This window comes from Micromonospora sp. NPDC048986, assembly GCF_040649335.1.
GTDB classification, from domain to species: domain Bacteria; phylum Actinomycetota; class Actinomycetes; order Mycobacteriales; family Micromonosporaceae; genus Micromonospora; species Micromonospora alfalfae.
Map to the genome: position 1 here is coordinate 176,035 of NZ_JBEZFJ010000004.1, position 25,281 is coordinate 201,315.

Here is a 25,281-nt window from a genome sequence, read left to right on the forward strand (position 1 = left end):
ATTTCCGGAGCGCATCGCGGCGGGTATGCGGATTGAGCCTACTGTCCTGGCGGCGGCTAAAGAAATACCCGCACTTCACGGCGCTGCGCCGCGTACTCCGGCACAGTGTGCCAACAGCGGACATTCTGCCGCGAACCATGCACACATCTCACAGATACGGCATAGCGTCTCGGTGACGGCACCGCCGCTCCGCCGGCGGGCCGTCGGTGTGACGCCCACCGGAAGGGACCGGACATGAGTCGTGTCGACACTGTGCTCCTGCCGGAGCTGGACCGGCCGGTGCCGGCGACGCTGCCGAGCGCGCTCGGCCTGCTGAGCCTGGCCCTGGGAGTGGGCGCGCTGGTCGCGCCCGGACCCGTCGCGCGACTGACCGGGGTGGACGACTCCCCGGCCGCGCGGTCCGTGCTGCCGGCCATCGGCCTACGGGAGTTGGGCAGCGCCGCCGGCCTGCTCAGCGGCCGTCGTCCGGCCAGCTGGGCCTGGAGCCGGGTGGCCGGCGACGCCATGGACCTCACAATGCTCGGGCGGGCCCTGGCCGACCGCAGCGGTGAACGCCGCCGCCGAGTCGCGCTGACCACGCTCGCCATCGCCGGCATCGCCGCTGTCGACGTGCTCGCCGCCGTACGCGTCGGGCGGGCTGGACGGGCCCGCGCCCGGGTGATCAGGATGCAGATCGCGGTGACTGTGAACCGGTCGCCCGCCGAGGCGTACCGGTTCTGGCGGGACATGGAGAACCTGCCCCGGTTCATGGCGCACCTGGAGTCCGTCCGCGCCGACGACCTGCGCCGTTCGCACTGGATCGCCAGCGGCCCGGCCGGGCGCCGCGTCGAGTGGGACGCCGAGATCATCGACGACCAGCCGAACAAGTCGATCACCTGGCGGTCGCTGCCGGGGACCCGGGTGCCCAACGCCGGCCGGGTCCGGTTCGTGCCCGCGCCCGGCGACCGGGGGACCGAGGTGCGGGTGGAGCTGCGCTACGCGCCACCGGCCGGCGCGCTCGGCCGAGCGGTGGCGAAGCTCTTCGGCGAGGAACCCGAGCAGCAGGTCCGCGACGACCTGCGCCGCTTCAAGCAGGTGCTGGAGACCGGCGAGGTCGTCCGCTCCGAGGGCAGCCCCAACGGCGTCTCCGTACGCCAACAGGCCATGCAGCGACCCGCCCAGCCGCTGCCGGCGTCCCGCCGCTGACCGCCCGAGCTCTCCGAAAGGGACCGAGAATGAAGGCCACCGCCTGGATGGGCACCGACAGCGTCAAGGTCATCGACGTACCCGACCCGAAAATCATGAACTCCCGGGACGCGATCGTCCGGATCAGCACCACGGCGATCTGCGGCTCCGACCTGCACCTGTACCACGGCTACATCCCCGCCATGCGCAAGGGCGACATCCTCGGCCACGAGTTCATGGGCGAGGTGGTGGAGGTGGGCCCGCAGGTCCGCAACCTCGCGCCCGGCGACCGGGTGGTGGTGCCCTTCCCGATCGCCTGCGGGCACTGCTCGTCCTGCCAGCGTGGCCTCTACTCGGTCTGCGAGAACTCCAACCCAAACGCCGGCATCGCCGAGAAGATCATGGGGCACTCGCCGGCCGGAATCTTCGGCTACTCGCACCTGCTCGGCGGCTACGCCGGTGGCCAGGCCGAGTACGCCCGGGTGCCGTTCGCCGACGTCGGCCCGGTCAAGGTGCCCGACGAGATCAGCGACGACCAGGCGGTCATGCTGGCCGACGTGTTCCCGACCGGCTACATGGGCGCCGAGATGTGCGACATCAAACCCGGGCAGGTGATCGCGGTCTGGGGGGCCGGGCCGGTCGGGCTGCTCGCCGCGGCCAGCGCCCGGCTGCTCGGCGCGGAGCGGGTGATCGTCATCGACCGGTTCCCGTACCGGCTGCGGCTGGCCGAGGAGCACATCGACGCCGAGACGATCAACTACGAGGAAACCGACGTGCTGGACACCCTCAACGAGATGACCGCCGGCCGGGGCCCCGACGCGTGTATCGACGCGGTGGGCCTGGAGGGCCACCACGGCAACGCCGCCATGTACGCCTACGACCGGGCCAAGCAGACCGCGCGGGTGGAGACGGAACGACCGTTCGCGCTGCGACAGGCGATCCTCGCCTGCCGCTCCGGCGGAGTGGTCTCGGTCGTCGGCGCGTACGGCGGCTTCGTCGACAAGTTCCCGATGGGCGCGTTCATGAACCGCTCGCTGGTCATGCGGACCGGTCAGTGCCACGTCCAGCGCTACACCCGGCCGCTACTGGAGCGCATCCAGCGCGGCGAGATCGACCCGAGCTTCATCGTCAGCCACCGGATGCCGCTGCGGGACGCGCCGAAGGGCTACAAGATCTTCCAGAAGAAGCAGGACGACTGTACGAAGGTGCTGCTCAAGGTTTGACTGGCGGCTGGTCAAGGTTTGACTGGCGGCTGGGTCTGCCGGCGGAGAAGTTCTTCGCGCGCTGCCTTTGGAGCTGATGTCGCAAACGATTCAGCCCGGCTGGTTTGGCTGCCTCCGCCAGAGAGTCCGGCGGCTGGGCAGGGCCGGGCTGGGCTGGGGTGGGCCGGGCTGGGGTGGCCGAGCTGGGCTGGGCCGGGCTGGGCCTGGGCTGGGCTGGGCTGGGCCTGGGCTGGGCCTGGGCTGGGCCTGGGCTGGGCTGGGCCGGGCTGCTCTGGGCCTGGGCTGGGCCTGGGCTGGGCCTGGGGTGGGCTGGGCCGGGGTGGGCTGGGTGAGCCGGGCTGGGCTGGGCCGGGCTGGGCTGGGCTGGGCTGGGCTGGGCCTGGGGTGGGCTGGGCTGGGCTGGGCTGGGCTGGCGTGGGGTGGGGTGGCGTGGGGCAGGGGGTGATGTCGTCAACGATTCAACTCCAAAGGAGCCGACTAGAGCCTCGGCTACCAACGCCGGTCGCTCTGCGTGCACACGGCGCCGAACCCATCCTCGGCTCTGCGCAAGCTAGCGTGGCGCCATGGAGAGTGGCGGTATATCGGTGGCTGTCGCGGTCGACCTCACTGTCCGGCTACGGCCGGTTGCCGAGCCCGACCTGGCGATGTTCCGGCAGTTCTGCACAGAGCCGGGCCTGATCGGTTTGGACTGGGCCGGCTTCCGGGACGCCGGGGCCCCGGCGCGGCGGTTCGCCGTCGACGGCTACCTCGGCGAGGACGACGGACGACTCGTCGTGGAGGTCGAGCAGAAACAGGCCGCCGCCGGCTTCGTCAGCTACACCGCTGGGCGTTACGCCGGCCGGGCGTCGTACTGGGAGATCGGCATCGCCCTGCTGCCGCAGTGGCGGGGGAGGGGCATCGGCTGGCGCGCCCAGGCGTTGCTCTGCGACTACCTCTTCCACCACAGTCCTGCCCAGCGCATCCAGGCCGGTACGCACCCGGAAAATGTCGCCGAGCAACGGGCGCTGGAAAAGGCCGGTTTCCAGCTTGAGGGCGTCGTGCGGGCCAGCGAGTTTCGGGCTGGCCAGTGGCGCGACGGCTACCTGTACAGCCGGCTGCGCGACGACCCGTCACCCTGGGACCCGACGCCACAGGCCTGAGCGCTAGCGCGGGCGTACCCCCGGCTCCACGGTCAGGGTCCCCGCCGCGGCGTCGATCGTGGCGCGCGAGCCCAACGGAACGGTGAGCTGCCCGTTGCCATGCCCCAGCCGTAGCCCACCCAGGACCGGCACGCCCAGGTCGTACAGGCGGTCCTTCAGCACCGATGCCGCATCCCACTCGCCCGGCTCACCGACACTGTTGGTGATCTGGCCGATGACCACACCGGCGACCCTGCGCAGCACGCCCACCCGGCGCAGCTCGGTCAACATGCTGTCGATGCTGTACGGGGCCTCGTCCACGTCCTCGAAGAAGAGGATCGCGCCGTCGAACTTCGGGGAGTCCTCTGCGCCGAGCGAGGTGGAGATCAGCGTCAGGCAACCGCCGAGCAGAGGCCCCGATGCCCGCCCCGGCACCACCACGGAAGCGGCTGTCTCGGCCGGGTCCCGGGAGATCGTGACCGGTGCTGTGGACATCACCGCGGTGCGCAGCGCCTCGGCCGAGTCGGGGCCGGTCCGGTCGTCGCTCCAGTTGACCATGGGGCCGTAGAAGGTGACCAGACCCGTCTCGCGCCAGATCTTGCCGTGGATGCTGGTGATGTCGCTGAAACCGACGACCACCCGGGGGTCCCTGCGCAGAACGGACACGTCGATCTGGTCGACGATCCGCTGCGTGCCGTAACCACCGCGGGCGGCGAAGACGGCCCGGACGCCGGGGTCGGTGAGGGCGGCGTTCAGGTCGGCCAGCCGCTGCGCGTCAGTGCCGGCCAGATAGCCGTACCTGGTGAAGACGTGCCTGCCCAGCTCGACCTCCAGGCCCCAGCTCCGCAGGATCTCGATGCCACGAGCCATGTTCGTGGGGTCGGGCGTGCTGCCGGGCGAGACCACCCGGACCCGGTCACCGGGTGCCAGCGCCGGCGCCCGCAGAACGCGCTTCGCGGCAGCCGGCGCGGCCTGCGCGGACGTTGCCTCCGCCGAGCCGACGAGCACCGCGCCACCGGCCGCCGCCGCTCCCATCCGCAGCATGTGTCGACGGGACAGGGGCACCCGCGCGGGCTCCTGGATCGCGGCTGAATCTGTTCCAGAAGTGGCCATCGGCGTCCCCTCATCGTGATCAGACGATGTGTGCGAGCTGCCACAGCCTACGACGGGCTTCGATCGCCATGGGGGTCCACAAGGGACGGCGTCCGCCCGCACGAACGTGCGGTGCCCCTGTGTCAGCGGGCGAGCCTCCGGCACGGCCCGACCCGACTCAGCCGGCAACCCGAGTGACGTGACTGGCATGTTTTGTGCGGCCCCGCCCGCCGATGGCGGGGAGTCCGGATCCGCGCGTGACCCCGTTTGTCGCCAGGGAGCCGGGGAACTCGCCCCGTTCGTCCGCAGGCAGGCCTGACGGCATGCCGACGAGACCGAAGGAGCGGGGCATGGAGTACGAGCAGATGATCGCCACGGTACGACAGCGCGCGGGCCTCGGTGAGAACGAGGCTGTGCGGTCCATACAGGCCGTCCTGTCGGTGCTCGGTGAACGGCTCGCCGGACAGGAGGCGGACAACCTGGCGGCACAGCTACCGGAGCGGCTGAACGGATCGGTCACCCGCAACCCGCAGGGCCGCCGGTGGGACGTCGGCGAGTTCCTGAAGAACGTCGGGGACCGCGAACAGGTCGCGAACGCGGACCAGGTGCGTCAACACGCCCAGGCGGTGTTGCGTACCGTCGCCGAGGCGCTGGACGACGACGAGCGACACGACCTGCTGGCCCAGCTTCCCGGCGGCATCACCGATCTCTTCGGTGTTCCCACCCCGCGAGGCTGAGCCCCCGCGCCGATCGGGCTACCCATCCGGTGTGCTCACGGGATCGGCCACTCGTGCACCGGCCGGTTGCTGTGCATCAGGTCGACGTAGTGTCGGACCACCTCGCGCAGCGCCTCCGGCCGGTCCAGGTGGTCGGCCGACTCCAGCCGGTGCAGCGTCTCCACCTGCCAGGTCGCGCCGTTGCGGCCGGTCAGGCAGCGCTGCTCGATGATGCCGAGCAACCGGTCACGCTCGGCCGGGTCGAGCCCCCACCGGTCCAGGCCGTGATGCGCCATCGGCAGCAACCGGCGCAACACCAGCTCGGTGACCGGCAGGTAGCCGAGACCGGGCCAGAAGACCTGCGCGTCGACGCCGTGCCGGGCGCAGCTGGTGAAGTTCTCCTCCGCGGCGCTGAACGACATCTGCGACCACAGTGGCCGGTCCGACTCGGCGAGGGCGCGCACCAACCCGAAGTAGAAGGCGCCGTTGGCGATGGTGTCCAGCACTGTCGGTCCGGCGGGCAGCACCCGATTTTCCACACGCAGGTGCGGCCGGCCCCGTGACACGTCGTACACCGGGCGGTTCCACCGGTAGACGGTGCCGTTGTGCAGGCGCAACTCGGCCAGATTGGGCACCTCACCGGCCGCGAGGGCCTGCGCCGGGTCCTCCGGGTCGCAGACCGGCAGCAGCGCCGGGAAGTAGCGCACGTTCTCCTCGAACAGGTCGAACACGCTGGTGATCCAGCGTTCGCCGAACCAGACCCGGGGGCGTACCCCCTGGGCTTTTATCTCCTCCGACCGGGTGTCGGTGGCCTGCTGGAACAGCGGAATGCGGGTTTCGCGCCACAACTCCCGGCCGAAGAACAACGGCGAGTTCGCGCCCACCGCGACCTGGACGCCGGCCACCGCCTGGGCGGCGTTCCAGTAGTCGGCGAACTGGGCCGGGCTGACCTGGAGGTGGAACTGGGTGCTGGTGCAGGCCGCCTCCGGGGTGATCGTGTCGGCGGTGACCGCCAAACGTTCCACCCCGCTGATGGCGATCGGCAGGTCCTCGCCGCGGGCCGCGAAGATCTGCTCGTTGAGCAGCTTGTAGCGGGGGTTGGCCGACAGCGTCTCGGCGGTCAGGTGCTCGGGGCGCAGCGTCGGCAGGATCCCGATCATGACCATGTGCGCGCCGATCGCCCTGGCCTTCACCTCGGCGGCGTTGAGGCTGGCCCGCACGTACTCCTCGAAGTCGGCGGTGCCGGTGCCGGTCAGCCGGCGCGGCGGCACGTTGATCTCGACGTTGAACTGGCCGAGCTCGGTCTGGAAACTCGGGTCGGCGATGGCCGCCAGCACGTCGGCGTTGCGCATCGCCGGATTCGACGCCCCGTCGACAAGGTTCAGCTCGATCTCCACGCCGGTCATCGGCCGGTCGAGGTCGAAGCGGGACTCGCGCAGCATCTCGGCGAAGACATCCAGGCAGCGGCGGACCTTGTCGCGGTAGCGGGCTCGATCCTCTCGACTGAAGGTTCGTACGCCGACGTCCTCGCCCATGGTCACCACCCCGTCACCGCTGGTCCCCCTAACCTCGCACGTGATCGGCGGGCGGGGGAAGACCCGAGGACCCTTTCCTACCCAACCGCCCGCCCTGTTAGCCCAGTCAGGCAGGACCGATAGCATTGCGGCCCGAGAGGTGGTGGCGTGCGGATGCGCGAGAAGGTGACCCGGCTGTTCGTCGCGGCGGCGATCGCCGAGGCCTGCTCCTGGCTGGCCCTGCTGGTCGGCATGCTCGTCAAGTACGGTCCGCCCGACAACGAGCTGGGCGTCAAGATCTTCGGGCCGATCCACGGCGGCCTGTTCGTCGCCTACGTCCTGCTGGTGCTGGCCGTGGCCCGGCTGCACCGGTGGAGCCTGCTGGCCACGGCGGTGGCCCTGGCCAGCGCGGTGCCGCCGTTCGCCACCCTGGCCTTCGAGCGCTGGGCCCGCCGCCGGGGCATGCTCGGCGTCGACCGGCAGCCGGCCCGCGAGCCCGCCCCGGTCGGCTGAACCGCCGACCCGCCCGCGCACCCGTCGCGGTCGGCTGAACCGCCGACCGCCCCGGGTCGATCAGGTCAGCGCGGAGCAGGCCGCGATGCCGGCCAGCAGCAGCGTGCCCAAGAACGCCTGCAACAGCAGTGGCGGCCCGAGATGCGACCAGAGCGTCGCCGTACGCGGGGTCAGCAGTTGCCCGGTGGTGAGGTTGACGATCCGCTCGATCCGGGGCGGCAGCTCCGGGTCGCGTTGCGGGCGCAGGGTGAGCTGCACCTGGTCTGCCGGGTGCAGGGCGCTCTGCGGCAGGTGACCGTGCAGCTCCACCTCGCAGAGCTGACCGGCGGTGTTGCGTAGCCGCACCGGGGTGACCAGGTATTCCGGACCCTGCTTCAGCTCCTTCCAGCGACGGCGGGTGCCGCCGCCGCCGAACGAGAAGAGCGAGCGCAGCAGCAGGGCGGGCAGCCGGGCGAAGGCCGCCGCGGCGAGCACCGCCACCAGCACCGGCTGACCGATGCGCACTTCACGGGTGTAGCCGTCGAGCAGGCGGATCAGCCGCCCGGTGACGATTCGTTCCGTCGGGTGCACGATCCGTCGGGTGTCGAGTCCGCTGTCCATTTCCACCACCGAGAGTCCGCTTGTGTTCACAGATCGTATCGACGTCCTCGGTTGAACGACGTGAATGAAACCTGGTCACGGGCTCACGGCCGCGAGGTGACATCCCCCGCGACCCGGGTAAGCGAGGGGCCGAGCTGGAAAGGGGTCGAGCATGCAGCTGTCCTTCCTGCGCCCGCTCTACGACCGTCCCGGGCCGTGGTGCTCGGTGTATCTGGACGCCTCCGCGGACACGGAGGACGCCAAACCCGCCCTGGACCTGCGCTGGCGTGCCCTGGAACGCAGCCTGGCCGAACAGGGGGCGGACGAGGCGAACATCGCCGCGCTGGACCGGGTGGTCCGAGGTCATGATCCGATGGTCGGGGACTACGGCCTGGCGCTCTTCGCCAGTCACGGCCAGGTGGTGCTCTCCGAGTACCTGTCCGCGCCGCCACTGCGGGACCTGGCCAACGTCGGCCCGTTGCCGCACGTGATGCCGCTGCTCGCCCAGCGCGGCGAGCAGGTGGCCTGGGTACGTGTGGTCGCCGACCGTCTCGGCGCCGACGCGATGGCGGTCAGCGCCGGCGGGGTGCCGCGGCGTGCGCACGTGGCCGGCCGCGACGAGTACCCGCTGCGGCGCACGAAGCCCGGCGGCTGGTCCCAGTCGCGCTATCAGCGGGCGGCCATGGAGGCGTGGCACCAGAACGCCGGCGACGTCACAGCGGCGACAGTGCAGCTGGCCGACCGGGTCGGCGCGGACGTGGTGGTGGTCGCCGGTGACGTCCGGGCCACCGGGATGATCGCCGCCCAGATGCCGGAGCGTTGGCAGGACCAGGTGGTCCGTACCGATGCCGGGTCGCGGGCCGGCGGCGCCGACCAGACGATGCTGGACGACCTCACCGTGCAGACCATCGCGGAGATCGCCGACCAGCGGATCAGCGCCGCGCTGGACAAGTTCGGCGTGCAGGAGGACGTGGGCGGCGGCCTCGACGCTGTCGTCTCGGCCCTGCAACGCAACCAGGTCGACATGATGATCATCGTGGACGACCCGTCGGCGAACGGTGAGTTGTGGATCGGCGCGGAACCCACCGAGATCGCCGTCGACCCGGGGCAGCTGGCCGCCATGTCGGTGGCCGACCCGCAGCGGGTACGCGCCGACGCGGCGCTGGTCCGAGCTCTCGTCGGCACCGACGCGGCCCTGACCGTGCTCGGGCCCGACGAGGCGCCCGACCTCGCCGACGGCGTCGGCGCGGTACTGCGCTACGTCGACCCCAGCACACCCGGGCGCGGCAATGGTTGACCGCACGGTCGCGGACGTGGTCGTGGAACGGCTGCTGGCCTGGCGGGTACCCCGCGCCTTCGGGTTCCCGGGCGAGGCGATCGCTCCACTGGTCGACGCGCTGGACCGCACCGGCGGCGAGCCGGCGTTCATCCCGGCCCGGCACGAGGAGACGGCCTCGTTCATGGCAACCGGGCACGCCAAGTTCACCGGCGGCATCGGGGTCTGCCTCGCCACCCAGGGGCCCAGCGCCGTCCAGCTGCTCAACGGTCTCTACGACGCCAAGCTGGACAGCAAGCCGGTGGTGGCCATCGTCGGGGAGGACATCTCCGGGCCGCTCGGCGGCGCACACCAGGAGATCGGGCTGAGTCGGCTCTTCGGGGACGTGTGCAACCAGTTCGTCAGGTACGGCCGCAGTCCCGACGAGGTGGGGGCGCTGCTGGACCAGGCGTTCCGGACGGCGGCGGCGACCCGCAGCCCGACGTGCGTGGTGCTGCCCCGACAGTTGCAGGAGGCGCTGGTGCCCGACCTGCAGTCGTACGGCGTCGGGGTGATCACAGCGACCCCCGGCGAGCCGCTGGCCCGGGTCCTGCCGCACGAGGTGGACCTGGACGCCGCCGCGCAGCTGCTCAGCGGCGGCCAACGGACCGCGATCCTGGTGGGCCAGGGTGGTCGGGACGCGGCCGCCGAGATCATCGAGATCGCCGACCGGCTGGGGGCCGGGGTGGCCACCTCGCTGCTCGGCAAGCCGGTGCTCGACGAGCGGTTGCCGTTCCACACCGGGGTGCTCGGCGAGGTCGGCACCCCGGCGGCGGCCGAGCTGATGGGTGGTTGCGACACGCTGCTGATGATCGGCACCAACGACCCGTGGACCGACTACTTCCCGATGCCCGAGCAGGCGCGCACTGTGCAGATCGACATCGACGGCCGACGCATCGGCACGCGGTACCCGGCCGACGTGCCACTGGTCGGCGATGCCGCCGAGACGCTGCGGGCGCTGCTGAGCCGGTTGCGGGGCCGGTCCGAACAGCAGTGGCGCGCCACGGTGGAGAGTTCGGTGGACCGCTGGCGGGAGGTCGCCGCCGAGCGGGCTGCCGCCGCCGCGGACCCGGTCAACCCGCAGCTCGTCCTGCAGGAGTTGTCCGCCCGGATGCCCGGCACCGGCGCGGTCGCTGTCGACGTCGGGTCGGTCCTCTACTGGTACGCCAGGCACCTGACCCTGCCGCCGGGGGTCAACGCGCAGCTGTGCGGCACCCTCGGCTCGATGGGCTGCGCGCTGCCGTACGCGGTGGCGGCCAAGCTCGCCGCCCCCGACCAGCCGGTGGTCGCGCTGGTCGGAGACGGGGCGATGCAGCTCAACGGGCTCGCCGAACTGATCACCGTCTCGCACCTCTGGCAGCAGTGGCGCGACCCGCGGCTGGTGGTGCTGGTGCTCAACAACCGGGACCAGAACGGCATGGGTGGTGGGCGGCAACCGTCGTCCGACCCGACCCACCGCCGCCCCGACGTGCCGTACGCCGGGTGGGCCCGGCTGCTGGGGCTGCACGGGGTGCGGGTGGACCGTCCGGAGCTGGTCGGCGCGGCCTGGGACGAGGCCCTCGCCGCGGACCGCCCCTGCGTACTGGAGGCGGTCGTCGACCCGGCGGTGTCGCTGGCGCCGCCGGAGCCCGCCTTCGCCGACCTGCGCGGCCTGTACGCCGAGGGCGCTCCGGCCCGGAAGGTCCGCGAGCAGGTGGAGGTCACCGCGAACGCCGACGACCTCGTTTAGCCACCCCGGACCAGGGCATGAGTAGCGGCCCGACGACGCTGGAGGTCCCATGTCCGAGCCCGCCGACCGCCGCTACGGTCCCGCGACCCTGCCGGCGGCACGAGGTCCGCTCTCCGCAGCGGTCGTGGAGGCTCTGCGGCACCCGCCGCACGACCTGCCGGTCGATCTCGGCGTCGACGTCTACCCGCCGGACCCGTTCACCGACGAGGACCTGCAACTCACGCTGTTCCTCTGCTACGAGCTGCACTACCGGGGCTGGGCCGGGGTGGACGAGTCGTGGGAGTGGCAGCCGACGCTACTGGCGGTGCGTGCCCGCTGCGAGCGGGTCTTCGAGGCGGCGCTGCGCCGGCTGGTCGGCGCGCCGTCGGTGCCCGCCGCCGGGGTGGCGGCCGGCCTGGCCGAGCTGGTCGCGGCCGACGACGGTCCGGCGCTGGCGGCGACGCTGCAACGCCGCGCCGACCTCGCCCAGTTCCGCGAGTTCGCCGCCCACCGCTCCGTCTACCACCTGCGGGAGGCGGACCCGCACAGTTGGGCGCTGCCCCGCCTCGGTGGCCCGGCCAAGGCAGCGCTCGTGGAGATCCAGACCGACGAGTACGGCAACGGGCGGCTGGACCGGATGCACGCCGAGCTGTTCCGAAGCACCCTCGACCGGCTGGGCCTGGACACCAGCTACGGCGCCCACATCGACGTGGCGCCGGCGGTGACGTTGGCGACCAACAACCTGATGTCGCTGTTCGGGCTGCACCGACGGTTGCGCGGCGCGCTGCTCGGGCACCTGGCCGCGTTCGAGATGACCTCCTCGCTGCCCAACCGTCGCTACGGCAACGGGTTGCGCCGGCTCGGGTTCGACGAGGTGGCCACCCGCTTCTACGACGAGCACGTCGAGGCCGACGCGGTGCACGAGCAGATCGCCGCGCACGACATGTGCGGCGGCCTGGTCCGCGTCGAGCCGGCCCTCGCCTCCGATGTGCTCTTCGGTGCGGCGGCCGGGCTCGCTGTGGACCGGCTGTTCGCCGCGCACCTGCTGGACAGTTGGGCCGCCGGCCGCAGCTCGCTGCGCCCGCCGGCTCCGCCGGCCGTGCCGCCGACCGTCCCGCTCGCCGTGGCCGCGTACGCCGCGGTGGCCCCGCCGGTGCGGACCGTCGTCGTCTGACGGCGGCGCGGGGTCAGCCCTCGCGGGCGGTGCCCGCCCGGAAGTTGATCGCCTTGTGGGTGCCGTCGCAGAACGGCTTGAGCGCCGACTTGCCGCACCGGCACAACGCCACGGTGCCCCGCCGCGCGTCGATGCGCTCGCCGTCCGGGGTGACCAACGCGAAGTCGCCACGGACCAGCAGCGGTCCGTCCTCGTACGGGGTGATCGTGGCTGCGGCTGGCTCGCTGGTGTCGTCGGTGCGCATGGCCCCGGAAGTGCCCGTCCTGGCCCTGGCGAAACCCGAGCCGCCGAACGCCGGTGATGACCGGGGCACCCCGCTGACCAGCGGAATGTGCCGCCGGGTGGGTGATGCCCCGTTTGAACCCCATCGGGACGGGAAGCCGGGCCGCGTGGTGAGCGAACGAGGCAAGGTGGGGCCGGTGCACAAGGTGCACAAGGGGCTCACGGCCGATGGCGCCGGTCTCGCCGGCGACCGGGTCGTGGCCGTGGGCAGCTCCGCCCGGGTGCTGGTCGCCGCCACCGCCCGGGCACTGCGCGGAGTCGACTGCGCCGACCTCGGGCACACCGGGCCGACGTCGCGGTTCCCCGGCGCCCCCGAGCCGGTACGCCGTGCCGCGGTCACCCGCGCCGCCGGCCGGGTCGCGCTCACCGTGGCCCAGACCGACGAGGTGGACGCCGCCCGGGTGGCCCGCTGGTTCGTCGACCAGTACCCCCGTCGGCGCTACCCCGGGGTGCTGATCGGCTCTCCGCACGGCGCGGCCGCTCACCTCGCGGTGGCCCTCGGCGTGCCGTGGCTGCCGGCGGGCTTCGAGATGACGGTGCACTGGTCCGACGGCGGGGTGGACCGCCCGGCGGACGCCGCTGAGCATGGCGCCGCACTCGCCACCAGGTTGCTCGCCGGCAACGCCGACCTGCACCTGCGCCAGGTGCACTGCCCGGCCAGCCGTGGCGCGCTGACCGGGGCGACGGTGTCGCTGACCGCCGCGTGGAAGGCCCTACCGGCCGCGTACACGCGGTTCCTGGCCGACCGGCTGGTGCCGGGTGCCCCAGTGCTGCTGGTCAGCGACGCGCGCACCTGGCCGGTGCTGGAGCGCGGAGCGGGACACAGCTTCCAGGTCGGCTGCCCGGCAAGCGGGCTGGACCCTGTCGACTTCCACCCGGACAGCCACGCGTTGCGGCAGGTGCTGCGCTCCGTCGGCGGCGACGCGACCCGGTGGGAGCCGCCGGAGGTGTCGGTGCCGTCGGCGTACGCCGAGCACGGCGTCGACTCGAGCTTCGAGTTGGCCACGCGGGACTGGTCCACCCGGCACCAGCACCCCCTGCACCGGGTGCTGGTGCCCCGGCCGGCGGCGCTGAGCGCGGGCGTGGCCGACCTGTACCGGCGATGGCTGCGGCGCGCCGGCAAGACCGGTGACCGGTTGGTGGTGGAGTGCGGTCGACTGCTCGACCCGTGGCAGGTGGTGCGGGCGGGGCTGGTGCCGTACTGGTGTGAGAACGCCACCCGACGCAGCGTCGACGAGGCCGAGTGGTGGCTGGCCGGCAGCGAGGCGTTCAGCTCGGTGGACGTGTTGCCCGAGCCGCCCGGAGTGCGCTCACCCGCGCTGGCCGGGCTGCCGCAGTGGCTGGCCGTCGCCGGGTTCGGTCGGCGGCGTCGGGCGTTGGACCGCACCACCGCGCGGGGCTACCCGGTCACCTCGGTGCCCACCCGCCGGGCCACCGAGGTGCTGCGCGCCCAGCCGTACGACCTGCCCGCGCCGCCCCCGCTGGGGGTCGCCGAGGCCCTCGCGGTGCTCCGCGACAGCGGCGGCCACCAGGGGTTGTTGGTCTCCTGAGACGGAGGACGCCGAAACATCCTCGCGAACCCGGGGTCCCGTGATTGAGTACCTACGGAGCGGGAACATCGCTGGCTGCGACGGCCTGATTGCGCCGCGTAGAGGCGGTGTCGCCCGCTGGCATCCCAGTCACTGACCCACTTTCCGGCCCGGTGCGTGGCTCGACCACGCGCACGACCGGTTTCCCGATCCGGGCGGGGGACCTTCCTGAGGGAGGCGCGGATGTTCGGACAGACGAGCACGAGCACGACCACGACCCCACCACCACCCAACGATCGAGGGCTGGAGGATCTCGACGCGGCGGCGATGGCGTACGCGGCCCGGATCGCCGGGCTGCCGCCGGAGCGGCGGGGGGAGGCGCGGGACGACCTGGTGCGCTTCGCGCTGCCGTTCGCCGGTCGGCTGGCCCGCCGCTACCGGGGGCGGGGGGAGCCGCTGGAGGACCTGGAGCAGGTGGCCCGACTGGGGCTGGTCAACGCCGTCGACCGCTATGACCCGGAACGGGGCTCGTTCACCGCCTACGCCGCCATCACCATCGTTGGCGAGATCAAACGGCACTTCCGGGACCGAACCTGGGGCGTGCACGTGCCCCGTCGGCTCCGGGACCTGATCCTCGAGGTGGGGCAGGCCACCGCCGCGCTCACCAGCGAGCTGTCCCGGGCACCGTCGGTGGCCGAGTTGTCCGCCCGGCTGGAGACCCCGGAGGAGGAGATCCTCGCCGCCCTGGAGTCGGCGGCCGGCTACAGCCCGGCCTCGCTGAACGCGCCGGTGGGTGGGGAGAGCTCCGCCGAGTTCGGGGACCTTGTCGGCGAATCCGACAATGCGCTGGAGTCGGTCGACGACCGGGTGACGGTGAGCGGCCTGCTGCACCGACTGCCCTGGCGTGAGCGACGGATCCTCGCGATGCGCTTCTACGGCAACCAGACCCAGGCGGAGATCGCCGCCCGGTTCGGCATCTCGCAGATGCACGTGTCCCGGCTGTTGTCGCGGGCGCTCACCTGGCTGCGCCAGGCGATGCTCGCCGACGCGCCGCCGCCGTGGCAGAACGGCGCCGCCGAACCCGACCCGGGCAAGACCCGGATCTCGGTCAAGCAGGACGGCGACTCGGTGGTGGTCGAGGTCGGCGGCGAGATCGACCGCGACGGCGCGGACCAGCTGCGCCGGGCCATGCTGGAGGCGGTCACCGGCCAGCCCAGCGAGGTGGTCGTCGACCTGGTCGGCGCGGGTGGCTTCGACGCCGGTGGGATCGCCGCGCTGATGGCCGGCCGGGACGCGGCGGAGCGGACCGGGGTGCCGCTGCGACTGACCCGGGTCCAGCCCGCGGTACGCCGCTCGCTCACCGCCGCCGGCCTCTCGCCGGCCCGGGACTGACGCACACTGACAAGCGAAGGGCCGACACCCCGCTGGGTGTCGGCCCTTGTGCGCGTACCCCTGGTCAGTGCTCTTCGGGGTTGCCGTCGCTGTGCGGGTGCCGCCACCGCTCGTGCGGCTTCGGCGCGTCCTGGGCGTCCTGCGGCGGGTCGCTCTGCTCGAAGCTCGGCCGACGGACGCCCTCGGGCTCCGGCACGTCCACCGGCCGGGCGCCGGAGCGTGGCGCCGGCTGGTAGTCGACGGCGTCGCGAGCGCCATGCGCGCCCTCGGCGGCCGGCGACTCCGGGGCGTGGTGCTCCAACCGCAGCTCCTCGGCGAACTGCTGCGGCGGTTTGGTGGTGCGTTGCGGCAGGTCGCGGCCCAGGTCGGCGACGAGCGGTCCGTACTTCAGGTCGAAGGCGGGGCGCTCCGAGCGGATCCGGGGCATCCGGTCGAAGTTGCGCAGCGGCGGCGGGCAACTGGTGGCCCATTCGAGGGAGTTGCCGAAGCCCCACGGGTCGTCCACGGTCACCATTGCCCCGTACCGCCAGGACTTCCAGGCGTTGTAGATGAAGAAGAGGGTGGACAGGCCGAGGATGAACGCGAAGACGCTGGAGATCGTGTTCAGCGTGGTGAACCCGTCGGTGGGCAGGTAGTCGGCGTACCGGCGCGGCATGCCCTCGCTGCCTAGCCAGTGGTGCACCAGGAAGGTGCCGTGGAAGCCGATGAACATGGTCCAGAAGTGCGCCTTGCCGAGCCGTTCGTCGAGCAGCCGCCCGGTCATCTTCGGCCACCAGAAGTAGTAGCCGCCGAAGAGGGCGAAGACCACGGTGCCGAACACCACGTAGTGGAAGTGCGCCACCACGAAGTAGCTGTCGTGGGTGTGCCAGTCGACCGGTGGGCTGGCCAGCAGCACGCCGGTGAGGCCGCCGAGCAGGAAGGTGACCAGGAAGCCGATGGCGAACAGCATCGGCGTCTCGAAGGTGAGCTGACCCTTCCACATGGTGCCGATCCAGTTGAAGAACTTCACGCCGGTGGGCACCGCGATCAGGTAACTCAGGATGCTGAAGAACGGCAGCAGCACCTGGCCGGTGGCGAACATGTGGTGCGCCCAGACTGTCATCGACAGCACGGTGATGGCGGCGGTGGCCAGCACGATCCCGGTGTAGCCGAAGAGCGGCTTGCGGGAGAAGACCGGAATGATCTCGGTGATGATGCCGAAGAACGGCAACGCGATGATGTAGACCTCGGGGTGGCCGAAGAACCAGAACAGATGCTGCCAGAGCATCGGGCCGCCGGTGGCCGCGTCGTAGACGTGCGCGTTGAGCAACCGGTCGGCGGAGAGCGCCAGCAGCGCGGCGGCCAGCAGTGGGAAGACGAGGATCACCAGCAAGCTGGTGAACAGCATGTTCCAGGTGAAGACCGGCATCCGGAACATGGTCATGCCCGGCGCGCGCAGGGTGAGGATCGTGGTGATCAGGTTGACCGCGCCGAGGATGGTGCCGAGCCCGGAGACGACCAGGCCGAGCACCCACATGTTCGCGCCCACGCCGGGGCTGTTGTCCACGTCGCTGAGTGGGCTGTACGCGGTCCAGCCGAAGTCCGCCGAACCCCCCGGGGTGACGAACCCGCCGACCACCATCAGCCCGCCGAACAGGTACAGCCAGTAGGCCAGCGCGTTGAGGCGGGGGAACGACACGTCCGGCGAGCCGATCTGGATCGGCACGATGTAGTTGGCGAACCCGAACGCCGCGGGCGTGGCGAACAAAAGCAGCATCACCGCGCCGTGCGAGGTGAAGAGCTGGTTGTACTGCTCGGGGGAGAGGAACTGCATCCCCGGTCGGGCCAGCTCGGCGCGCATCACCATCGCCTGCAGCCCCGCCAGCAGGAAGAACCCGAAGGAGGTCAGCAGATACAGCAGGCCGATCTGCTTGTGGTCCGTAGTGGCGAGGAACTTGATCAGGGAGTTGCCCGGGATCGGTGCCCGTACCGCTCCCGGGAACCCCCCGAAACGGGCCGGTGCCAGGATTGCCGGGCCCCGATCGCGACCGGGTTCCGTGGTTACCCGCTTGGGCATGGCTGCTCACCCCGTCGTGACGGCAGAAAGGACGGGCGTGCCTACCCGACCCTCGCACCATGTAACCAGGCTAGAGCGGTAAATTCGGTCAGAACGCTGGTACCGGGTGCAAGCGCCTCGAACGCTCAGGTTGCCGGCAGCATCGCCCAGACGGCCTTGCCCGGCCCGGCCGGCACGCTGCCCCACCGCTGGGTCAGCTCCCGCACCAGCATCAACCCTCGTCCACCCTCGGCGTGCAGGTCCGTCCCGCCCGCTCGGGCCTGGGCGCTGCTGCCGTCCACCACCGCCAGGTGCAGATACGGCCGGCGCAGGGTCACCGTCACCTGCATCGGCGTGCCGGCGTGACGCACCACGTTGCCGACCAGTTCGCTGAGGACCAACGCGGCCGGGCCGGACGCGTCGGGCAGGTTCCACCGCGCGCACGCCTCGGTGACCAGCTCCCGGGCCCGCCGGCAGGCCCCGGCGACCGGCTCCAGCCGGGCCCGCATCCGCAACGGGGACGTCGTGCCGGCCAACCGGGTCGCCTCAGCGCAGTCAGCGGAGACCGAGAGCACCCGGCACGTGGTCGACTCGGCCAGCCATCGTGCGGCGACCGGCGACGGCGAGCAGAGCAACACCGGCACGGCCGGCCACTCCTCGGCCCGGCGGGCCGTCGCGGCGAACACGGACAGCGCCAGTCGGTCCTCCACGTTCACCCCGGCCATGTCGACCACCAGCGCCTCCGGCTGGTCGACCAGCGCGTCGCTGAGCGCCCGGTGCACCGAGCGCATCGTGCCCAGGTGCAGCGGACCGGTGAGCCGGACGACCGCCACCGGTGCCGTGGTACGCACCTCGCAGGTGATCCCGCTCGACATCGGCGCCTCAATTCGCTGCTGGGTCGGGATCTGCCAACTACCCGAGGCCCTTCCGGATCAAACCGGACCGACGTTCGGGGCGAGGCAAGTCACGTCCCGCAACCCCAGGTCAGGCGCGGGCGCAACCGTTCGAGCCCTGTCGACGGTCAACGACGGGGCCGACCGGTCAGGACGCCCAGCGCGATCATGCCGACGCCGAGCCCCAGGTGCAGCCAGTCGTCGGCGTCGTTGACCGGCAGCACGTTCGCCCCGGTGTCGTGGTCCACCGCCAACCCGTACAGCCAGAGCACCAGGTAGATCGCCCCGCCGCCGATCAGGAACGCCCGAGCGCCGGTGACCGTCCGGGCCAGCAGCAGGCCCGCCACCCCGTACGCCAGGTGCACCAGGTTGTGCAGCACCGACACCTGGAAGACGCCGAACAGGAACGCGCCCGAGTCGTGGCCGGCGAAGCGCAGCGCGTCCATGCCGGTGGTGATCCCCGGCACGAAGCCGAGCGCGCCGACCAGCAGGAACAGCACCCCCACCGTCGCCGCCGCGCGACGGACCGGCGGTTTGCCGTCGGCCGGGTTGGGTCGGGCCCGGGAGTGCGCCATCGGTCCGACCATTCCCGGCTCCTCGTCGTGCGGCGGGCATGAGCGCTGCCGGGCTACCCGCTGATGCGACCGGCAAACCGGCCCGTCCCGCCGTCGGTCAGGCCGGCAGCAACCGCGGCGCGCTCGCCGACTGCCGGACCCGCTCGTACAGCTCGACGTAACGCTGCGCCATCACCGCGGGCGTGAAGCGCTGCGCTGCCACCCGCCGGCACTCGTCGGGGTCGAGCAACCCGGCGGCGAGGACGAGGTCGGCCAACTCCTCCTCGTCGCTGGTGAGCAGCCCCGTCCGGCCGTGCTCGATCAGCTCCGGCAGGCAACCCCGGGCGGTGGCCACCACCGGCGTGCCCAGGGCGAGCGACTCGACGACCGCCGTGCCGCCCGGCTCCTCCCAGCGCAGCGGGAACAGCGACGCACGGGCGCTGGCGAGCAGGTCGTCGCGTTCCTGGCCGGCCACGGTGCCGACCCAGCGGACCAGGTCGCCGTCGACGTGCGGTGCCACCTCGTCGAGGAAGAACCGCACGTCCGGGTTCTGCCGGGCCTCGTCGCCGGCCGCGGCCAGCTCGGCCGGCCGATGGTACGGGCCGACGGGGCCGGCCAGCACCAGCGGAACACCGACCCGGTGCGCGAGCCGGGCACCCACGTCCTGCCCCTTGCCCGGGTTGATCCGGCCCAGGATGAGTAGGTGCTCGCCCTTGTCCGGTCGGGGCCGCCGGTCGGCGTCGACGGCGAGCGGCGTGGACAGGTGCACGTGCCCCACCGAGTGCTCCCGCAGCGCCAGCGGGGCGCGGGCCAACTGCGACGCGGAGACGCCGTTGACCCGGATCCGGTCGCCGCCGTCCAGGTTGCCGTAGAGCGCCGGGTGCTTGGCCAGATCCCAGTGCAGGGTGTGCAGGGTCGGCGGCCCGGCCGGCCCCATCGCGGCGAGGGTGGCCAGCCCGACCGCCTCGACGTGATCGTGCACCAGGTCGATGTCGTCGCGGGAGTGCAGCTCCCGGACCACCCCGGCCAGGTGCGCCTGGGCGATCCCGCAGACCTGGTTGTACGGCCGCTGCAACGCGGCGAACTGCCCGTCGGCGAAGACCGAGATCTGCTCGTCCACCGGCAGGGTGCTGCTGCCCACCGAGGCGAGCACCACCCGTACGCCGAGTCGTCGCAGCTCCGGCACCAGCGTGGCGATGACGTTCTCGATGCCGCCGTAGCCGGGCGGTGGCACCGACAGCCACGGGCCGGCGTTCATCAGCACGGTGAGGCTCCTCGCGCTCACGCGGCGGCCACCCTTCGGCGGGGCACCCGGTGGCGCAGTTCGGCCAACGGCGGGCGTTCCTCGATGGACACGTCGCTGACCACGATCTCGCGGTCCAGGTTCGGCAGGGTGTCCGAGCCGCCGCGACGGAACTGGGTCAGCAACGCCTCCGGCGCCAGCCCGGGGGTGGCCCAGCCGCGCCGTTGCAGCCGGGACCAGGCGGTCAACATGATCTGCGCGGACATCCGGCCGAGGGCGGCGGTGTCCTGGTGGCGGTGCTTGCGCTCACCGAGGTCGACCTGCGCCAGCGCGTCCAGGCCGACCAGGTCGAGCAGGTCGATCATCATGGCCGTCTCCACCCCGTAACCGGAGACGAACGGCACCTGGGCCAGCACGTCCCGCCGACCCGCGTACTCGCCGGCCAGCGGCTGCACGAAGCCCGCCAGCTCGGGCCAGAAGAGGTTGAGCAGCGGCCGGGCCATCAACTCGGTCACCCGGCCCCCGCCGTCCTGCTCCACGCTGGCGGTGCCCACCAGGGGCCGGTGGTAGAAGCCCTTCACGAAGTCGACCGACGGGTCGGTCAACAGCGGGCCGAGCAGCCCACTCACGAAATGCGGCCGGAACTCCCGCAGGTCGGCGTCGATGAACGCCACCACGTCTCCCTCGGCGGCGGCCAGCCCGGCCCAGAGCGCGTCGCCCTTGCCGGTGAGTCGGGGCAAGCCCCGGGTCATCGCGTCCTGACTGACCACCTCCGCGCCGGCGGCACGGGCCACCTGCGCGGTCCGGTCCGTCGATCGGGAATCCACCACTATCAGCTCGTCGACCAGGGCCACCCGATCCATCAGGTGTTCCCGGATGGTCGACACGATCGCGCCGACCGTGGCCTCCTCGTTGCGGGCCGGCAGCACCACGCTGACCCGGGTCTCACCCTTGGCACGCAACAGCCGACGGGCTGGCCAGTCCGCCGCGGACGTCGTCCGGTACGTAGCCCACGCCTCCACCACCGGCGACACGTTCGATGTCGTATCCCGCACGGGCACCCCTCCGTTCGTGCGTGGAAAAACCGAAATTGGTTGTTCCCATTCCTCATCACGCGCTAACCGCATTCTCGGCAACAGCTTGATCACAGAGGTGACGACAATTCGTTCCCGGGGGATGAACGTTTGATTGCGCACACCCCAGGGGACTGCTCCCATCGCACGTGAAACGTCTTCGAAGGGGTGTGGGGGATGCGCAACTGTCGGGTGGGGCTGGTCGGGGCCGGCGGCGTGGCACAGCGTCACGCGCGGGTGCTGGCCGGGTTCGACGACGTCGAGCTGGTCGGTGTCACCGACGTGGCGCCGGAGGCGGCGTCCGCGCTGGCCGCACAGCACGGCGGGCGGGCCTGCGCCGACGTCGCCGAGCTGCTGGCCACCGATCTGGACGCCGTGTACGTCTGCGTGCCACCGTTCGCGCACGGCCCCGCCGAGCAAGCGGTGATCGAGGCCGGGGTGCCGATGTTCGTGGAGAAGCCCGTCGCTGTCGACCTGAGCACCGCCGAGCGGATCGCCGACCTGGTCGCGCGGCGCGGGCTGCGTACCGCCGTCGGCCACCACTGGCGTTACCTGAGCGTGCTCGACCAGGCCCGCGACCTGCTCGCCGACCGTCCGGTGCGGATGGTCAGCGGCGCCTGGCTGGACAAGGTGCCCCCGGTGGCGTGGTGGTCGCGGCGGGACCGCTCCGGCGGGCCGGTGGTCGAGCAGGCCGCCCACGTGCTCGACCTGATCCGGGTGCTGGCCGGCGAGGTCACCGAGGTCACCGCGTACGGCAACGGCACCCCACCGCCGGTCGACGGCGCCGACATCGACTCGGTGACCACCGCCGCGCTGCGCTTCGCCGACGGCGCGGTCGGCACGCTCAGCGCCGCCTGCGTCCTCGGCTGGAAGCACCGCGCCGGCCTGGAGATCCTCGCCGACGGGCTGGCCCTCGCGATCACCGAGGAAGGGCTGTCGGTACGCGACGCCAACGGCGAACGACACATCCCCGCCGACCCGGAAGCCGCCCGGGTGGCGGTGGACCGCGCCTTCGTCGACGCCGTCCGCGGCATCGGCGACGACGTGCGCGTCCCGTACGCCGAGGCCCTCGCGACCCAGCGCCTGGCGCTCGCGGTGGCCGACTCGGCCCGTACCGGCGCCACGGTGCGGCTCGGCGCAGCGACAGCGCCGGTGGTGCTCGCCACGGGGGTGACAGTCGATGCGTGACAAGGTCGTGGTGGTCACCGGCCCCGGCCGGGTCGACCTCGTCGAGCAGGACGCCGCCCCGCTGCGCCCCGGCACCTTCCGGGTCGAGACGCTGTTCAGCGGTGTCTCCGCCGGCACCGAGCTGAGCTACGTCAAGGGCACGAACCCCTACCTGAACGTCACCTGGAACGCCGACCTGGGCCTGTTCCAGCCGGGCGCGGCCAGCACGCCCTACCCGGTGAACCGCCTCGGCTACATGCAGGTCGCCCGGGTGGTGGAGAGCGAGACCCCGGCGATCGCGGTGGGCAGTGTCGGCGCGATGACGTACGGGCACCGCACCGGCTGGCTGGCCGACCCGGTCGCCGAGCGGTTCGTGGCGCTGCCCGACGACCTGGACCCGCTGCTCGGCGTCTACGTCGCGCACATGGGCCCGATCTGCGCCAACGGTCTGCTGCACGCCGCCGCCGACCTGCACGGCAGCGACGTCCGCGCGCTCGGCGACGGGGTACGCGGCCGACGGGTCGCCGTCGTCGGCGCCGGCGTCGTGGCGCTGCTGACCGCGTTGTTCGCCAGGCGCAACGGCGCAGCGTCGGTGGTGGTGCTCGACCCCACCCCGCAACGCCGCCAGGTGGCCGAGGCGCTCGGCCTGGAAACCCTCGACCCCGACGCGGACGACCCGGCGGTGGTGCTCAAGACCCGTTGGGCGCACACCGCCGGCGACCGGGGCGCCGACGTGGTGTTCCAGTGCCGGGGGCAGGCGTGGGCGCTGCACCTCGCCCTGCGTCTGCTGCGGCCCCAGGGCAGCGTCATCGACCTCGCCTTCTATCAGGGCGGCGCGGACGCGGTCCGCCTCGGTGAGGAGTTCCACCACAACGGGTTGTCGCTGCGTTGTGCCCAGATCGGCCGGGTGCCGCGCGGGCTCGCGCCCACCTGGGACCGCGAGCGGCTCTCCGCCGAGACCGTCGACCTGCTCAGGACCTACGGCGACGCGATCCGCAAGCACCTCGTCTCGGCGGTGGTGCCGTTCGACGAGGCGCCAGCCCTCCTCACCGACCTGGCCGACCGTCGCCGCCAGGAGCTTCAGGTGGTGCTCGCCGCCTGACCCGCCGTCGCCGCGTGCCCGGGGCGGCTACCGTTCGCGACATGAGCACCGTGCAGGACCGGCCGGTTCCCGGCGACACCTCGACCGGCCGGCCGGCCGGCGGCAGCCGTGCGGGCCGCTCGGTCGGCCTGGCCGCGTTGCTGCCCTACCTGCGCGAACACCGCGGCACCCTGGTGGTGGTGGGCGCGCTGTCGCTGGTCGGCTCGGCGGCGTCGTTGGCGCAGCCGCTGCTGACCCGGTCGGTGCTCGAGCGGATCGGCGCCGAGCAGGGCGTGGCCCGGCTGGTGGCGGTGCTGGTGGCCCTCGTGGTGCTCGGCGCGGCGATCGGCGGGTTGCGTGACTACCTGTTGCAACGCACCGCCGAGGGGGTGGTGCTGGGCACCCGGCGCCGCCTGGCCGGTCACCTGCTGCGGCTGCCCATCGCCGAGTACGACCGCCGACGCACCGGTGACCTGCTCTCCCGGGTCGGCTCGGACACCACGCTGCTGCGGGCGGTCGTCACCTCCGGACTGTTCGAGACGGTCACCGGGGCGGTGACGGTGGTCGGCGCCGGCACGGCAATGGTGCTGCTCGACCCGCTGCTGTTCGGCGTCACACTGCTCGGGGTGGCGCTGGGGCTGGCCTTCGCCGCCACCTTCGCCCGCCGGGTCCGGGCGCTGGCCCGAGTGGCCCAGGAGCGGATCGGCGAGATGACCTCGGCGGTGGAGCGGGCAATCTCCGCGGCCCGGACCATCCGGGCCAGCCGCGCCGAGACCCGGGAGACGGAGACCGTCACCGGCAGCGCGCGGGAGGCGTACGCGGCGGGGCTGCGGGTGGCCCGGGTGCAGGCGCTGGTCGGTCCGATCGGCTCGGTCACCGTGCAGGGGGCGTTCCTGCTGGTGCTCGGCATCGGTGGGGCGCGGGTCGCCGCCGGGGCCATCTCCGTCGGCGACCTGGTCGCGTTCGTCATGTACCTGTTCCTGCTGGCGCTGCCGCTGGGTCAGGTGCTGCGGGCGTACACCCAGTTGCAGTCCGGCCTCGGCGCGCTCCAGCGGATCGAGGAGATCCTCACGGTGCCCGCCGAGGGCGCGGACGACCGGCCGGCGCCCGCCGCCGCGACGGCGACCCCGCGCCGTCCGACCCCGATGATCGAGTTCGACCGGGTGGGCTTCGGCTACCCGGACGGCGAGCCGGTGCTGCACGAGGTCAGCTTCGCGGTCCCCGCCGGCACCCGGACCGCCCTCGTCGGTCCCTCCGGCGCCGGCAAGTCCACACTGCTGGCCCTGGTCGAGCGGTTCTACGAGGTGAGCGCCGGCGCGGTCCGCCTCGACGGCACCGACGTTCGGGACCTGCCCCGCGACGCGCTGCGGGCCCGGCTCGGCTACGTCGAGCAGGAGGCTCCCGTGCTGGCCGGCACGCTGCGGGAGAACCTGCTGATCACCACCCCGGAGGCCACCGACGACCGGTTGCGCGACGTCCTCGACGAGGTCAACCTGGGCCACCTGGCGCAGCGCACCCCGCTGGGCCTCGACGTGCAGGTCGGCGAGGGTGGCGTGCTGCTCTCCGGAGGTGAGCGGCAGCGCCTGGCCATCGCCCGCGCGCTGCTCGCCGGCCCGCCGGTGCTGCTGCTCGACGAGCCGACCAGCAACCTCGACTCCCGCAACGAGGTCGCGCTGCGCCGCGCCATCGACGCCGTGGCCGTCCGGCGGACCCTGTTGATCGTGGCGCACCGGCTCGCCACAGTTGTCGACGCCGACCAGATCGTCGTCCTCGACGGCGGCCGAGTGGTGGCCGTGGGCACCCACGCCGAACTGACCGCCACCGACCCGCTGTACCGGGAACTCGCCAGCCACCAGCTGCTGGTCGGCTGACCGCGCCCCAGGAAGGCAGACTTGCCGGGCGGCCGGGCCGCGCGC

Annotated in this window: 22 protein-coding genes; 13 read left to right on the forward strand and 9 right to left on the reverse strand. The window is 72.5% G+C overall.

What is annotated here, in order from left to right; translation table 11 throughout:
* Positions 1-234 precede the first annotated feature (234 nt).
* From AB0B94_RS11100 to AB0B94_RS11110, 3 genes are all read left to right on the forward strand, one after another.
* Positions 235-1,185: an SRPBCC family protein gene (locus AB0B94_RS11100; protein WP_357271557.1), complete on the forward strand. Its 951-nt coding sequence runs from the start codon at positions 235-237 to the stop codon at positions 1,183-1,185.
* A 29-nt stretch (positions 1,186-1,214) separates the two neighbouring features.
* Complete coding sequence (locus tag AB0B94_RS11105; protein ID WP_357271560.1) at positions 1,215-2,387, forward strand: zinc-dependent alcohol dehydrogenase; 1,173 nt, start codon at positions 1,215-1,217, stop codon at positions 2,385-2,387.
* A gap of 563 nt (positions 2,388-2,950) precedes the next feature.
* The gene (locus AB0B94_RS11110; RefSeq protein ID WP_357271563.1) at positions 2,951-3,526 is read left to right on the forward strand and encodes a GNAT family protein; all 576 of its coding nucleotides are present in this window, start codon (positions 2,951-2,953) and stop codon (positions 3,524-3,526) included.
* Between the two features lie 3 nt (positions 3,527-3,529).
* Here the strand turns inward: AB0B94_RS11110 and AB0B94_RS11115 are convergent, their stop codons facing one another.
* Positions 3,530-4,549 carry an LD-carboxypeptidase gene (locus tag AB0B94_RS11115; protein ID WP_357271566.1) on the reverse strand — a complete coding sequence of 340 codons (1,020 nt, stop codon included), beginning with the start codon at positions 4,547-4,549 and terminating at the stop codon, positions 3,530-3,532.
* Positions 4,550-4,947: 398 nt separating this feature from the next.
* Between AB0B94_RS11115 and AB0B94_RS11120 the strand changes: the two genes are divergently transcribed.
* Positions 4,948-5,334 (forward strand): DUF2267 domain-containing protein, encoded by a 387-nt coding sequence (locus tag AB0B94_RS11120; protein ID WP_357271569.1) that lies wholly within the window; start codon positions 4,948-4,950, stop codon positions 5,332-5,334.
* 35 nt (positions 5,335-5,369) lie between these two features.
* On the opposite strand, the gene AB0B94_RS11125 is transcribed toward AB0B94_RS11120, so the two are convergent.
* Entirely contained in the window at positions 5,370-6,848 is a 1,479-nt protein-coding gene (locus AB0B94_RS11125) for a glutamate--cysteine ligase (protein ID WP_357271572.1), read from the reverse strand.
* Positions 6,849-7,001: 153 nt separating this feature from the next.
* Here AB0B94_RS11125 and AB0B94_RS11130 point away from each other — a divergent pair, with 153 nt between their 5' ends.
* Entirely contained in the window at positions 7,002-7,340 is a 339-nt protein-coding gene (locus AB0B94_RS11130; protein ID WP_112602008.1) for a DUF3817 domain-containing protein, read from the forward strand.
* A gap of 60 nt (positions 7,341-7,400) precedes the next feature.
* Here AB0B94_RS11130 and AB0B94_RS11135 read toward each other — a convergent pair whose 3' ends face one another.
* Positions 7,401-7,949 carry a hypothetical protein gene (locus tag AB0B94_RS11135; protein WP_357273836.1) on the reverse strand — a complete coding sequence of 183 codons (549 nt, stop codon included), beginning with the start codon at positions 7,947-7,949 and terminating at the stop codon, positions 7,401-7,403.
* A gap of 142 nt (positions 7,950-8,091) precedes the next feature.
* Here AB0B94_RS11135 and AB0B94_RS11140 point away from each other — a divergent pair, with 142 nt between their 5' ends.
* Genes AB0B94_RS11140 through AB0B94_RS11150 form a run of 3 tightly spaced genes read left to right on the forward strand, consistent with a single transcriptional unit; the run spans position 8,092 to position 12,116 of the window.
* Positions 8,092-9,216: a Vms1/Ankzf1 family peptidyl-tRNA hydrolase gene (locus AB0B94_RS11140; RefSeq protein WP_357271575.1), complete on the forward strand. Its 1,125-nt coding sequence runs from the start codon at positions 8,092-8,094 to the stop codon at positions 9,214-9,216.
* The gene (locus tag AB0B94_RS11145; RefSeq protein ID WP_357271578.1) at positions 9,209-10,963 is read left to right on the forward strand and encodes a thiamine pyrophosphate-binding protein; all 1,755 of its coding nucleotides are present in this window, start codon (positions 9,209-9,211) and stop codon (positions 10,961-10,963) included. Before AB0B94_RS11140 ends, AB0B94_RS11145 begins: the two co-directional genes overlap by 8 nt.
* Before the next feature lie 49 nt (positions 10,964-11,012).
* The gene (locus tag AB0B94_RS11150) at positions 11,013-12,116 is read left to right on the forward strand and encodes an iron-containing redox enzyme family protein (protein WP_357271581.1); all 1,104 of its coding nucleotides are present in this window, start codon (positions 11,013-11,015) and stop codon (positions 12,114-12,116) included.
* Between the two features lie 13 nt (positions 12,117-12,129).
* Here the strand turns inward: AB0B94_RS11150 and AB0B94_RS11155 are convergent, their stop codons facing one another.
* Positions 12,130-12,360, reverse strand: coding sequence for a CDGSH iron-sulfur domain-containing protein (locus AB0B94_RS11155; RefSeq protein WP_238672129.1), 231 nt, complete (start codon positions 12,358-12,360; stop codon positions 12,130-12,132).
* Between the two features lie 145 nt (positions 12,361-12,505).
* Here AB0B94_RS11155 and AB0B94_RS11160 point away from each other — a divergent pair, with 145 nt between their 5' ends.
* Both AB0B94_RS11160 and AB0B94_RS11165 read left to right on the forward strand, forming a co-directional pair.
* Positions 12,506-13,948, forward strand: a complete 1,443-nt coding sequence (locus AB0B94_RS11160) for a hypothetical protein (protein ID WP_357271584.1) — start codon at positions 12,506-12,508, stop codon at positions 13,946-13,948.
* Between the two features lie 222 nt (positions 13,949-14,170).
* The gene (locus AB0B94_RS11165) at positions 14,171-15,319 is read left to right on the forward strand and encodes a SigB/SigF/SigG family RNA polymerase sigma factor (protein WP_357271587.1); all 1,149 of its coding nucleotides are present in this window, start codon (positions 14,171-14,173) and stop codon (positions 15,317-15,319) included.
* Between the two features lie 64 nt (positions 15,320-15,383).
* On the opposite strand, the gene ctaD is transcribed toward AB0B94_RS11165, so the two are convergent.
* The 5 genes from ctaD to AB0B94_RS11190 form a co-directional block, all read right to left on the reverse strand.
* A complete protein-coding gene (gene ctaD / locus AB0B94_RS11170; protein WP_357271590.1) occupies positions 15,384-17,375 on the reverse strand; it encodes a cytochrome c oxidase subunit I in 1,992 nt (663 codons plus the stop codon).
* Between the two features lie 125 nt (positions 17,376-17,500).
* Positions 17,501-18,229 carry an ATP-binding protein gene (locus AB0B94_RS11175; protein WP_357271593.1) on the reverse strand — a complete coding sequence of 243 codons (729 nt, stop codon included), beginning with the start codon at positions 18,227-18,229 and terminating at the stop codon, positions 17,501-17,503.
* 146 nt (positions 18,230-18,375) lie between these two features.
* Positions 18,376-18,822, reverse strand: coding sequence for a DUF4383 domain-containing protein (locus AB0B94_RS11180; RefSeq protein WP_357273841.1), 447 nt, complete (start codon positions 18,820-18,822; stop codon positions 18,376-18,378).
* A 97-nt stretch (positions 18,823-18,919) separates the two neighbouring features.
* Positions 18,920-20,059, reverse strand: a complete 1,140-nt coding sequence (locus AB0B94_RS11185) for a glycosyltransferase (protein ID WP_357273845.1) — start codon at positions 20,057-20,059, stop codon at positions 18,920-18,922.
* Between the two features lie 23 nt (positions 20,060-20,082).
* Entirely contained in the window at positions 20,083-21,066 is a 984-nt protein-coding gene (locus AB0B94_RS11190; protein WP_238672193.1) for a glucosyl-3-phosphoglycerate synthase, read from the reverse strand.
* A 228-nt stretch (positions 21,067-21,294) separates the two neighbouring features.
* Here AB0B94_RS11190 and AB0B94_RS11195 point away from each other — a divergent pair, with 228 nt between their 5' ends.
* The 3 genes from AB0B94_RS11195 to AB0B94_RS11205 are packed head-to-tail and all read left to right on the forward strand — an operon-like array spanning position 21,295 to position 25,236.
* Positions 21,295-22,305 carry a Gfo/Idh/MocA family oxidoreductase gene (locus tag AB0B94_RS11195; protein ID WP_357271596.1) on the forward strand — a complete coding sequence of 337 codons (1,011 nt, stop codon included), beginning with the start codon at positions 21,295-21,297 and terminating at the stop codon, positions 22,303-22,305.
* Complete coding sequence (locus AB0B94_RS11200) at positions 22,298-23,386, forward strand: zinc-binding alcohol dehydrogenase (protein ID WP_357271599.1); 1,089 nt, start codon at positions 22,298-22,300, stop codon at positions 23,384-23,386. The genes AB0B94_RS11195 and AB0B94_RS11200 overlap by 8 nt, the downstream gene beginning before the upstream one ends.
* A 41-nt stretch (positions 23,387-23,427) precedes the next feature.
* The gene (locus tag AB0B94_RS11205; protein ID WP_357271602.1) at positions 23,428-25,236 is read left to right on the forward strand and encodes an ABC transporter ATP-binding protein; all 1,809 of its coding nucleotides are present in this window, start codon (positions 23,428-23,430) and stop codon (positions 25,234-25,236) included.
* Positions 25,237-25,281: the final 45 nt, after the last annotated feature.